Source organism: Streptomyces sp. NPDC047108 (genome assembly GCF_040643575.1).
Lineage (GTDB): Bacteria > Actinomycetota > Actinomycetes > Streptomycetales > Streptomycetaceae > Streptomyces.
In genome coordinates, this window is the sequence record NZ_JBEYUP010000006.1 from 195,729 (window position 1) to 206,112 (window position 10,384).

The following is a 10,384-nucleotide window of genomic DNA, read 5'->3' on the forward strand; positions in this document are numbered from 1 at the left end:
CCAGTCACGGCGCAGCCGGATGCACACAGCACTTTCACAGTTCGGCCCATAGAGACCCCCGGACTCGTCCGGCACGCGATCGGCACCTCAAGCGAGGCGCCGCGCCAGGGAGAGGACACACCAGTGAGACACCGTTCCTTGCTCATACTCACCACCGCGATCACGGCAGGGGCCCTCACCCTCAGCGCGTGCGGATCGCGCGACGACAGCAGCGACGGCGGCGGCGACAGCGGCAAGACCACCGTGGTGATCGGTGTGGACGCCCCGCTGACCGGATCGCTGTCCGCGCTCGGCCAGGGCATCAAGAACTCGGCCGACCTCGCCGCCAAGACCGCCAACAAGAACAACGAGGTCGACGGGGTCACCTTCAAGATCGAAGCCCTCGACGACCAGGCCGTGCCCGCCTCCGGCCAGCAGAACGCCACCAAGCTCGCAGGCAACGACGAGGTCCTCGGCGTCGTCGGCCCGCTGAACTCCGGCGTCGCCCAGTCCATGCAGGGCGTCCTCGCCAAGCAGGACCTCGCCCAGGTCTCCCCCGCCAACACCAACCCGGCGCTCAGCCAGGGCGACAACTGGGCCAAGGGCGACCTCAAGCGCCCCTTCAAGAGCTACTTCCGCACGGCCACCACCGACGTCATCCAGGGCCGCTTCGCCGCGCAGTACTACTACAAGGACGCGAAGAAGAAGAAGGTCTTCGTCATCGACGACAAGCAGACCTACGGCGCCGGCCTGGCGTCGATCTTCGCCCAGGAGTTCAAGCGCCTCGGCGGAAAGGTCGTCGGCACCGACCACCTGACCGTCAAGGAGACCGACTTCTCCAGCATCGCCGACAAGGTCAAGAACTCCGGCGCCGACTCCGTCTACTTCGGCGGCCAGTACCCCGAGGGCGGCCTGCTCTCCGACCAGGTCAAGGGCGCCGGCGCCGAGATCCCGCTCATGGGCGGCGACGGCATCTACGACCCCGAGTTCATCAAGGCCTCCGGCACCAAGAACGACGGCGACCTCGCCACCTCGGTCGGCTACCCCGTCGAGGAGCTCGACTCCGCCAAGGCCTTCATCAAGGACTACGAGGCAGCCGGCTACAAGGACCCGTACGCGGCCTACGGCGGCTACTCCTACGACGCCGCCTGGTCGATCATCCAGGCCGTCAAGAAGGTCGTCGAGGACAACGACGGCAAGCTGCCCGAGGACTCGCGCGCCAAGGTCACCGAAGCCCTCTCCGGCGTCTCCTTCGACGGCGTCACCGGCAAGGTCGCCTTCGACAAGTACGGCGACACCACCAACAAGCAGCTCACCGTCTACGAGGTGAAGGGCAACGCCTGGGAAGCCGTCAAGAGCGAGACGTTCAAGGACTGACCTCGCCCCGCCCCACCCCGTCCACCTGAATCACCCGCGCGAGGGCGCACACAGCGCCCTCGCGCGGACTCACATCCGACACGCTCATCGGAGGCCCTGCGGTGCACGAACTGCCGCAACAGCTGGCCAACGGCCTGGCCCTCGGTACCCTCTACGGCTTGATCGCCATCGGGTACACCATGGTCTACGGCATCGTCCAGCTCATCAACTTCGCCCACGGCGAGATCTTCATGATCGGGGGCTTCGGCGCCCTCACCGTCTACCTGCTGCTTCCGAACGGAACCGGCCTGTTGATGGCCCTGCCCCTCATGCTCATCGGCGGCGCCGTCGCCTCGACCGGCATCGCCGTCGCGGCGGAACGCTTCGCCTACCGGCCGCTGCGCGGCGCACCACGACTCGCCCCCCTCATCACCGCGATCGGCCTGTCCATCGCCCTGATGCAGCTGGTCTGGGCGTTCTACCCGGACGCCAAGAAGGCCCGGCCCTTCCCCCAGTTCGAAGGCAAGTCGTTCGAGATCCTCGACAACCTGCACATCCAGCGCGGCGACGCGTTCCTCTTCATCGCCGCCCCCCTGTGCATGCTCGCCCTCGGCGTCTTCGTCTCCAAGAGCCGCACCGGCCGCGCCATGCAGGCCACCGCGCAGGACCCCGACACCGCCAAGCTCATGGGCATCAACACCGACCGCATCATCGTGATGGCCTTCGCCATCGGCGCGGTCTTCGCCGCCGTCGCCGCGGTCGCCCACGGACTCCGCTTCGGCCAGGTCCAGTTCGAAATGGGCTTCATCGCCGGCCTCAAGGCCTTCACCGCAGCCGTCCTCGGCGGCATCGGCAACATCTACGGCGCCATGCTCGGCGGCGTGGTCCTCGGCCTCGCCGAAGCCATGTCCATCCACTACATCCAGGACATCCCCGGGATGGAACAGCTCGGCGGCGGTGCCTGGGCGAACGTATGGGCCTTTGTACTTCTCATCCTCGTGCTCCTCGTGCGGCCACAAGGCCTGCTCGGTGAGCGCGTGGCGGATCGGGCGTGAGGCCGATGAGCACCGAAACCACCACCAAGACCACCACCGTGACGGCCGGCGACACCACCCCGCGCACCAGGATGCTCCGCGTCCTCACCGCCGCGGGCGGCCTCGCCACCGTGGCCAGCACCTTCCTCGCCTGGGCCTACAGCTCCGACTTCCCCGGCAACCTGACCGTCTACGGCTATCCCGGCGGCCTCCAGGTCCTCACCCTCGTCGCGGGCCTCCTCGTCACCCTCTTCGCCGCAGCCGCCCTCGGCGTCCGCGGCACCGGGTGGCTCATCCCCGCCGGCAGCACAAAGGCCCTCCGCCTGCTCGCCATCGGCGCCATGGCCACCACCTGGTTCACCGCCATCGCCATATCCGTCGAACTCGGCGGCCTGATCAACGTCGAGCCCGGCGGCTGGATCGCCGTCCTCGCCTCGGCAGCCCCCGTCGTCACCAGCTTCCTGCTGCCCGACGACACCCGCATCGCACCACCCGCCAAGGAACTCCCCTCCTGGGCCGAGATCCTCATCGTGGTCGCCGCATTCGGCCTCGCGCTGTACGTCTTCACCTACGGCATCGACACCGAATACGCGGAACTCTTCACCGGCTACCTCTTCACCGCCGGACTCGCCGCCACCGCGCTGTTCAAGTCCGGGCTCATCGCCCGCCTCAGCCGCATCACGGCGAAGAACCGATCCATCACCCTCATCGCGGCCTTCGTCGCCGCCGCGCTCTTCCCCGTCACCCAGACCAACGACCAGTACACCCTCGTCGCGGTCAACATCCTCATCTTCGCCACCGTCGCCCTCGGCCTGAACGTCGTCGTCGGCCTCGCCGGACTCCTCGACCTCGGATACGTCGCCTTCCTCGGCGTCGGCGCCTACACCGCCGCCCTCGTCTCCGGATCGACCGCCTCCGTCCTCGACATCCAGTTCCCCTTCTGGGCCGCGGTCCTCGCCGGCGCCCTCGCGTCGCTGATCTTCGGCGTCGTCATCGGCGCCCCCACCCTGCGACTGCGCGGCGACTACCTCGCCATCGTCACCCTCGGCTTCGGAGAGATCTTCCGCATCGCCATGGGCAACCTCGACGGCGACTCCGGCCCCCGCGTCACCAACGGCCCCAACGGCATCCCCAACATCCCCGACCTCACCATCCTCGGCTTCAACTTCGGCGAGGACCACACCATCCTCGGCCAGGAAATCGGCGGCTTCGCCAACTACTACTTCCTGATGCTGCTGGTGACCGCCTTCGTCGTCCTCGTCTTCAGCCGAGCAGGCAACTCCCGCATCGGACGCGCCTGGGTCGCCATCCGCGAGGACGAGACCGCCGCCACCGCCATGGGCATCAACGGCTTCAAGGTCAAGCTCATCGCCTTCGCCCTCGGCGCCACACTCGCCGGAGTCGCCGGCACCGTACAGGCCCACGTCCAGTACACCGTCGTACCCGAGCAGTACGTCTTCGCCGGCCCCGTACCGCCCAGCTCCGCCTTCCTCCTGGCGGCCGTCATCCTCGGCGGCATGGGCACCATCACCGGCCCCCTGCTCGGCGCCTCACTGCTCTACCTCATCCCCGCGAAGCTGCAGTTCCTCTCCGACTACCAGCTCCTCTTCTTCGGATTCGCACTCATCCTCCTGATGCGCTTCCGCCCCGAGGGCCTGATCGCCGACCGCAGGAAGCAGCTCGAGTTCCACGAGACCGGACAACTCGACGTGCCAGAACAACGCCTGCCACCAGGGTCCGTCGGCGTCAGCAAGGCGGAGGCGTGAGCGACATGACCACCACGACCACCACCGGAACCGGCCCCGTCAAGACCGCCGTACCCGTCCTCAGCGCCAGCGGCGTCACCATGCGCTTCGGCGGCCTCACCGCCGTACGCTCCGTGGACCTCGAAGTCAGGACCGGCGAGATCGTCGGCCTGATCGGCCCCAACGGCGCCGGCAAGACCACGTTCTTCAACTGCCTCACCGGGCTCTACGTCCCCACCGAAGGCACCGTCAAGTACAAGAACAAAGTCCTGCCGCCCAAGCCCCACCTCGTCACCCAGGCCGGCATCGCACGGACCTTCCAGAACATCCGGCTCTTCGCCAACATGACCGTGCTGGAGAACGTCCTCGTCGGACGCCACACCCGCACCAAGGAAGGCCTTTGGTCCGCCCTCCTGCGTGGCCCCGGCTTCAAGAAGGCGGAACGGGCCTCCGAGGAACGAGCCATGGAACTCCTCGAGTTCACCGGCCTCGCCGCCAAGAAGGACCACCTCGCCCGCAACCTCCCCTACGGCGAACAGCGCAAGCTCGAAATCGCCCGCGCCCTCGCCAGCGACCCCGGCCTGCTCCTCCTCGACGAGCCGACCGCGGGCATGAACCCCCAGGAGACCCGCGCCACCGAGGAACTGGTCTTCGCCATCCGCGACCAAGGCACCGCCGTCCTCGTCATCGAGCACGACATGCGCTTCATCTTCAACCTCTGCGACCGGGTCGCCGTACTCGTCCAGGGCCAGAAGCTCGTCGAAGGCACCTCCGACGTCGTCCAGGGCGACGAACGCGTCATCGCCGCCTACCTCGGCGAACCCTTCGAGGGCGCACCCGGGGACGACGAGGTCGCCGAAGTCGAAGCCGCCGAAGTCGCCGCGGGAACCGACCAGCCGGCCCCGCAGCCCGACAACCCGACGGACCCCGCGACGGACCCCGCCGCGGACGACACACCCGCCGGGGACGACACCCCCGCCGCCGACACCGGCGAGGCCGCCACTCCCCCCAAGAACATCAGCAAGGAGGGCGACCAGTGACCGCTCTGCTCGAAGTCGAGGACCTGCGGGTCGCCTACGGCAAGATCGAAGCCGTCAAGGGCATCTCGTTCAGCGTGGAGGCCGGCCAGGTCGTCACCCTCATCGGGACGAACGGCGCGGGCAAGACCACCACGCTGCGCACCCTCTCCGGGCTCCTCAAGCCCCTGAGCGGTGAGGTCCGCTTCGACGGCAAGCCGCTGAACGGCACGCCCGCCCACAAGATCGTCGCACTGGGCCTGGCCCACTCGCCCGAGGGACGCCACATCTTCCCCCGGCTGACGATCGCGGAGAACCTCCAGCTCGGAGCCTTCCTCCGCAAGGACAACGAGGGCATACGCGCCGACCAGCAAAGGGCGTACGAGCTCTTCCCCATCCTCGGCGAGCGACGCAACCAGGCAGCGGGCACGCTGTCCGGCGGCGAACAGCAGATGCTGGCGATGGGCAGGGCTCTGATGTCCCGCCCGAAGCTGCTCATGCTCGACGAACCCTCGATGGGCCTGTCGCCGATCATGATGCAGAAGATCATGGCGACGATCACCGAGCTGAAGTCCCAGGGCACCACCATTCTGCTGGTCGAGCAGAACGCCCAGGCCGCGCTGTCCCTGGCCGACCAGGGCCATGTGATGGAGATCGGCAAGATCGTGCTCTCGGGAACAGGACAACACCTGCTGCACGACGAGTCGGTCCGCAAGGCCTACCTCGGCGAGGACTGACATCCGTACGGCGCGCCGTCACGGGCGCCGAACGCGAAGGGCCCGCACCGATCTCGTCCGGTGCGGGCCCTTCGTACAGGGGGACCCTTCGCGTACGGGCTTCGCGTACGGGATCCGTTACCCCTTCTGCTTCTTCTCCTCCGCGTCCTCGATCACGGCCTCGGCCACCTGCTGCATCGACAGCCGGCGGTCCATCGAGGTCTTCTGGATCCACCGGAACGCGGCCGGCTCGGTCAGCCCGTACTGCGTCTGCAGAACGCTCTTGGCCCGGTCCACCAGCTTGCGCGTCTCCAGCCGCTGCGAGAGATCGGCGACCTCCTGCTCGAGGGCCTTCAACTCGGTGAAGCGGGAGACCGCCATCTCGATGGCGGGCACGACGTCGCTCTTGCTGAACGGCTTCACCAGATACGCCATCGCCCCGGCGTCCCGCGCGCGCTCCACCAGCTCGCGCTGCGAGAAGGCGGTCAGCATCAGGACCGGCGCGATGCGCTCCTCGGCGATCTTCTCGGCGGCGGAGATGCCGTCGAGGATCGGCATCTTCACATCGAGGATGACCAGGTCCGGATCGTGCTCGCGGGCGAGATCGACGGCCGTCTGACCGTCTCCGGCCTCACCGACGACGGTGTAGCCCTCCTCCTCGAGCATCTCCTTGAGATCGAGTCGGATGAGAGCCTCGTCCTCGGCGATGACGACGCGGGTGGTCAGCGGCGGGACGTGCGACGGCGCGTCATCGAAGGGCTGCTCGGGCTCGGCGGCGCTCACGGGACTCCTCGTTCCAGGGCAAGGTGGTGCCCCTGCAGCCTACCTAGCTGCAGGTGAGGACACACACACGGTAGGGTGTCTCTGCAACCCGGCCGGGTTGGTGGAATGGCATACACGGATGTCTCAAACACATCTGCCCGAAAGGGCTTGCGGGTTCGAATCCCGCACCCGGCACATCTCTCACCCTAAGCGGATCTCCACCTTCTCGTGAACCTCGACGGTTCGGTCCGCACATCTCCCGTTCATCACGCACTGTAATGGCATGAACTCATATGGCACTGATGTGCGAGCCGAGGCCGTGCGCCGATTGCGGGCCGGGGAGAAGAACGCCGATGTGTCACGCTCCCTGGACGTACCGCCGGGGACCGTCGGCTACTGGCTGCACCTCGACCGGGCGGCCCAGGGCGAGTTACCGGGCAGGCCGCACCGCCCCTGTCCTCGGTGCGACGGCCGCGAACTCGACGAGGCGGCCTACTCCTACCTGCTCGCCCTCTACCTCGGCGACGGCCACATCATCCAGTACTCCGAACACCGCGTGCCCAACCTGATGATCGCCTGCGACCAGTCCTGGCCAGGCCTCATGGGTGACTGCGAGAAGGCCATCCGAGCCGTCTTCCCCGACAATTCCGTCTGCCGCATCCGCAGAACCGGTTGCAGCAACGTGAAGGTCTATTCGAAGCACCTGTGGTGCCTCTTCCCTCAGCACGGAAAGGGAAAGAAGCACGACCGGAAGATCGCCCTCGAACCCTGGCAGCAGAAGATCGTGGATGCCCATCCCTGGGAATTCATCCGCGGATTGGTCCACTCCGACGGGTGCCGGATCACGAACTGGACCGTGCGCGTCGTCGGCGGGGAGCGTAAGCGCTACGAATATCCCCGGTACTTCTTCACCAACAAGTCCGACGACATCCGGCAGCTCTACACCGACGCCCTCGACCAGGTCGGCGTCGAGTGGAAGGTCACCCGGCGGGGCCGGGATCCGTACAACATCTCCGTCGCCAGGCGGGCTTCCGTCGCGTTGATGGATGCGCACGTCGGGGCTAAGTACTGACTCCGCGCGCCATGGTGCCGCGCCGGGCCGCCCGGGGCCCGGGCTACTTCTGGTAGTCGTCCTCGCCGATGTGGTGGACACGGACCAGGTTCGTCATGCCCGGGACGCCGGGCGGGGAGCCGGCCGTGATGACCACGACGTCGCCCTGCTGACAGCGGCCGATCTTGAGGAGGTGTTCGTCGACCTGCTGGATCATCTCGTCGGTGGAGTCGACGCTCGGGCCGATGAATGTCTCCACGCCCCAGGTGAGGTTGAGTTGGGAGCGCGTGGCGTGTTCGGGGGTGAAGGCGAGGACGGGGATCGGGGAGCGGTAGCGGGAGAGGCGCCGGACGGTGTCGCCGGACTGGGTGAAGGCGACCAGGAACCGGGCGCCGAGGAAGTCACCCATCTCGGCCGCCGCCCGGGCGACCGCGCCCGCCTGGGTGCGGGGTTTGTTGCGTTCGGTCAGGGGCGGGAGGCCCTTCGCGAGCATGTCCTCCTCGGCGGCGGAGACGATGCGGCCCATGGTCTCGACGGTCTCGACGGGGTACTTGCCGACGCTGGTCTCACCGGAGAGCATCACGGCGTCCGTGCCGTCCATGACCGCGTTGGCGACGTCGGACGCCTCGGCGCGGGTGGGGCGGGAGGCGTCGATCATCGAGTCGAGCATCTGGGTGGCGACGATGACGGGCTTGGCGTTCCGCTTGGCGAGTTTGATGGCGCGCTTCTGGACCATCGGTACGGATTCGAGGGGCATTTCGACGCCGAGGTCGCCGCGGGCGACCATGATGCCGTCGAAGGCGTCGACGATGTCGTCGAGGTGGTCGACGGCCTGGGGCTTCTCGATCTTGGCGAGGACGGGGAGGCGGCGGCCTTCCTCGTCCATGATGCGGTGGACGTCCTCGATGTCGCGGCCGCTGCGGACGAAGGAGAGGGCGATGATGTCCGCTCCGGTGCGCAGGGCCCAGCGGAGGTCCGCGACGTCCTTGTCGGAGAGGGCGGGGACGGAGACGGCAACGCCGGGGAGGTTGAGGCCCTTGTGGTCGGAGACCATGCCGCCTTCGATGACGGTGGTGTGGACGAGGGGGCCGTCGACGCGGGTGACTTCGAGGGTGACGCGGCCGTCGTCGACGAGGATGCGTTCGCCGCGGGTGACGTCGGCGGCGAGTCCTTTGTAGGTGGTGCCGCAGGTCTGGCGGTCGCCTTCCTTGTCCTCGACGGTGATGGTGAAGTCGTCGCCGCGTTCAAGGAGTACGGGGCCTTCGGTGAATCGGCCGAGGCGAATCTTCGGGCCTTGAAGGTCTGCGAGGATCCCGACGCTGCGGCCGGTCTCGTCGGAGGCCTGGCGCACGTGGCGGTACCGCGCCTCGTGGTCGGTGTAGGTGCCGTGGCTGAGGTTGAAGCGGGCCACGTCCATTCCGGCCTCGACGAGTGCCTTGATCTGGTCGTACGAGTCCGAGGCGGGTCCCAAGGTGCAAACGATCTTTGCTCGGCGCATGGGTCGAGCCTATGCCGTACTGGCGGGTAGAGAGGTGGACCTGCGGGACGGCCGAACGACCTTTAGGTGAAAGGCTATTGACAAGTGTTGAAAAGTGCGGGGGTCCGCTCCGATGAGCAGCGCGGAGGGGGTTCGGGGGCCGTAACCGGATCGGGACTTGTCAGCCGGAAAGCATAAGGTTAGGTTTACCTAAGTTCAAGCCCGGAGTGGATCCGGGCTTTCTTGTACGAAAGGCCTCCTTTCATGTCCGGAACCCTCAGTCGTAGCGCCGCAGCCCTGGCGCTCGTCTCCGCGCTCGCCGTCACCGCCACCGCGTGCGGCTCCTCGGACGACGACGCCAAGCAGTCCTCCTCCGGGGGTGGCAAGCACGCGGTGTCGACGGCCATGGGCAAGGTCGAGGTGCCCGACCATCCCAAGCGCGTCGTGGTGCTCGACACCGACGCCCTGGACTCGGCGGTCACCCTCGGCGTCAAGCCGGTCGGGGCGGTCACGGTCGTGGCCGGCGCGCCGCTGTCCACCTACCTGCCCGAGGCGAAGATCAAGGGCATCAAGGAGGTCGGTCTCATCGGTGAGCCGAACCTCGAGGCCATCAACGAGCTGAAGCCGGACCTGATTCTGAGCAGCAAGGTCCGTGACGAGAAGAACTACAAGGAGCTGTCGCAGATCGCGCCGACGGTCTTCTCGGAGACCACCGGCCCGACCTGGCGGGAGAACTTCGATCTGCACGCGGACGCTCTCGGGAAGGAGGCCGAGGCGAAGAAGGTCGTGTCGGCCTACGAGACGAAGGTCGCGGGGCTGACGAAGGCGCTCGGCGGGCCCGAGAAGGCGAAGCAGGTCGAGGTCGGCTTCGTCCGCTTCGTGGAGGGTGCGGACACGCGTCTCTACTTCAACGACACGTTCGTCGGCTCGATCTTCAAGGACCTGAAGGTGGGCCGTCCGGCCAACCAGGACAAGACCGGGTTCTCGCTGGACGTCAGCCCGGAGAAGATCGACGAGGCGGACGCCGACGTCATCTTCTACTCCACCTACGGTGACCCGAAGAAGGCCAAGGAGACGTCCATCACGGGCGGTCAGCTCTGGAAGAACCTGGCGGCGGTGAAGAGCAAGAAGGCGTTCAAGGTCGACGACAACGTGTGGATGCTGGGCATCGGCTACACCGGCGCGACCCAGGTGCTGGACGAGATGGAGAAGAACTACGCGGCCGAGTAGGCCCGGTTCGTCGCGCAC

Annotated in this window: 9 protein-coding genes and 1 tRNA gene; 8 read left to right on the top strand and 2 right to left on the bottom strand. The window is 67.3% G+C overall.

Features of this window, described 5'->3' with window-relative positions:
* Nucleotides 1-123 precede the first annotated feature (123 nt).
* The 5 genes from ABZ822_RS15545 to ABZ822_RS15565 all read left to right on the top strand — a co-directional run bounded on the left by ABZ822_RS15545 (nucleotide 124) and on the right by ABZ822_RS15565 (nucleotide 5,867).
* Complete coding sequence (locus tag ABZ822_RS15545) at nucleotides 124-1,356, top strand: branched-chain amino acid ABC transporter substrate-binding protein (RefSeq protein ID WP_360852908.1); 1,233 nt, start codon at nucleotides 124-126, stop codon at nucleotides 1,354-1,356.
* Between the two features lie 101 nt (nucleotides 1,357-1,457).
* A complete protein-coding gene (locus ABZ822_RS15550) occupies nucleotides 1,458-2,390 on the top strand; it encodes a branched-chain amino acid ABC transporter permease (protein ID WP_360852911.1) in 933 nt (310 codons plus the stop codon).
* 5 nt (nucleotides 2,391-2,395) lie between these two features.
* Nucleotides 2,396-4,135, top strand: a complete 1,740-nt coding sequence (locus ABZ822_RS15555; protein ID WP_360852914.1) for a branched-chain amino acid ABC transporter permease — start codon at nucleotides 2,396-2,398, stop codon at nucleotides 4,133-4,135.
* Nucleotides 4,136-4,140: 5 nt separating this feature from the next.
* A complete protein-coding gene (locus ABZ822_RS15560; protein ID WP_360853359.1) occupies nucleotides 4,141-5,154 on the top strand; it encodes an ABC transporter ATP-binding protein in 1,014 nt (337 codons plus the stop codon).
* Nucleotides 5,151-5,867, top strand: coding sequence for an ABC transporter ATP-binding protein (locus tag ABZ822_RS15565; RefSeq protein WP_360852916.1), 717 nt, complete (start codon nucleotides 5,151-5,153; stop codon nucleotides 5,865-5,867). The genes ABZ822_RS15560 and ABZ822_RS15565 overlap by 4 nt, the downstream gene beginning before the upstream one ends.
* A 117-nt stretch (nucleotides 5,868-5,984) precedes the next feature.
* On the opposite strand, the gene ABZ822_RS15570 is transcribed toward ABZ822_RS15565, so the two are convergent.
* Nucleotides 5,985-6,629, bottom strand: coding sequence for a response regulator (locus tag ABZ822_RS15570; protein WP_360852919.1), 645 nt, complete (start codon nucleotides 6,627-6,629; stop codon nucleotides 5,985-5,987).
* A gap of 91 nt (nucleotides 6,630-6,720) precedes the next feature.
* Here ABZ822_RS15570 and ABZ822_RS15575 point away from each other — a divergent pair.
* Nucleotides 6,721-6,803, top strand: a tRNA-Leu gene (locus tag ABZ822_RS15575).
* A gap of 88 nt (nucleotides 6,804-6,891) precedes the next feature.
* Nucleotides 6,892-7,680, top strand: a complete 789-nt coding sequence (locus tag ABZ822_RS15580) for a helix-turn-helix domain-containing protein (protein ID WP_360852922.1) — start codon at nucleotides 6,892-6,894, stop codon at nucleotides 7,678-7,680.
* Between the two features lie 43 nt (nucleotides 7,681-7,723).
* Here ABZ822_RS15580 and pyk read toward each other — a convergent pair whose 3' ends face one another.
* The gene (gene pyk / locus ABZ822_RS15585) at nucleotides 7,724-9,157 is read right to left on the bottom strand and encodes a pyruvate kinase (protein WP_360852924.1); all 1,434 of its coding nucleotides are present in this window, start codon (nucleotides 9,155-9,157) and stop codon (nucleotides 7,724-7,726) included.
* Nucleotides 9,158-9,400: 243 nt separating this feature from the next.
* Between pyk and ABZ822_RS15590 the strand changes: the two genes are divergently transcribed.
* Nucleotides 9,401-10,366, top strand: a complete 966-nt coding sequence (locus ABZ822_RS15590) for an iron-siderophore ABC transporter substrate-binding protein (protein WP_360852927.1) — start codon at nucleotides 9,401-9,403, stop codon at nucleotides 10,364-10,366.
* Nucleotides 10,367-10,384: the final 18 nt, after the last annotated feature.

Excerpts from the sequence above, each read along its gene's own strand:
- ABZ822_RS15555 (WP_360852914.1), top strand. The coding sequence starts at position 2,396 with ATGAGCACCGAAACCACCACCAAGACCACCACCGTGACGGCCGGCGAC.
- ABZ822_RS15560 (WP_360853359.1), top strand. The coding sequence starts at position 4,141 with ATGACCACCACGACCACCACCGGAACCGGCCCCGTCAAGACCGCCGTA.
- ABZ822_RS15580 (WP_360852922.1), top strand. The coding sequence starts at position 6,892 with ATGAACTCATATGGCACTGATGTGCGAGCCGAGGCCGTGCGCCGATTG.
- pyk (WP_360852924.1), bottom strand. The coding sequence starts at position 9,157 with ATGCGCCGAGCAAAGATCGTTTGCACCTTGGGACCCGCCTCGGACTCG.
- ABZ822_RS15590 (WP_360852927.1), top strand. The coding sequence starts at position 9,401 with ATGTCCGGAACCCTCAGTCGTAGCGCCGCAGCCCTGGCGCTCGTCTCC.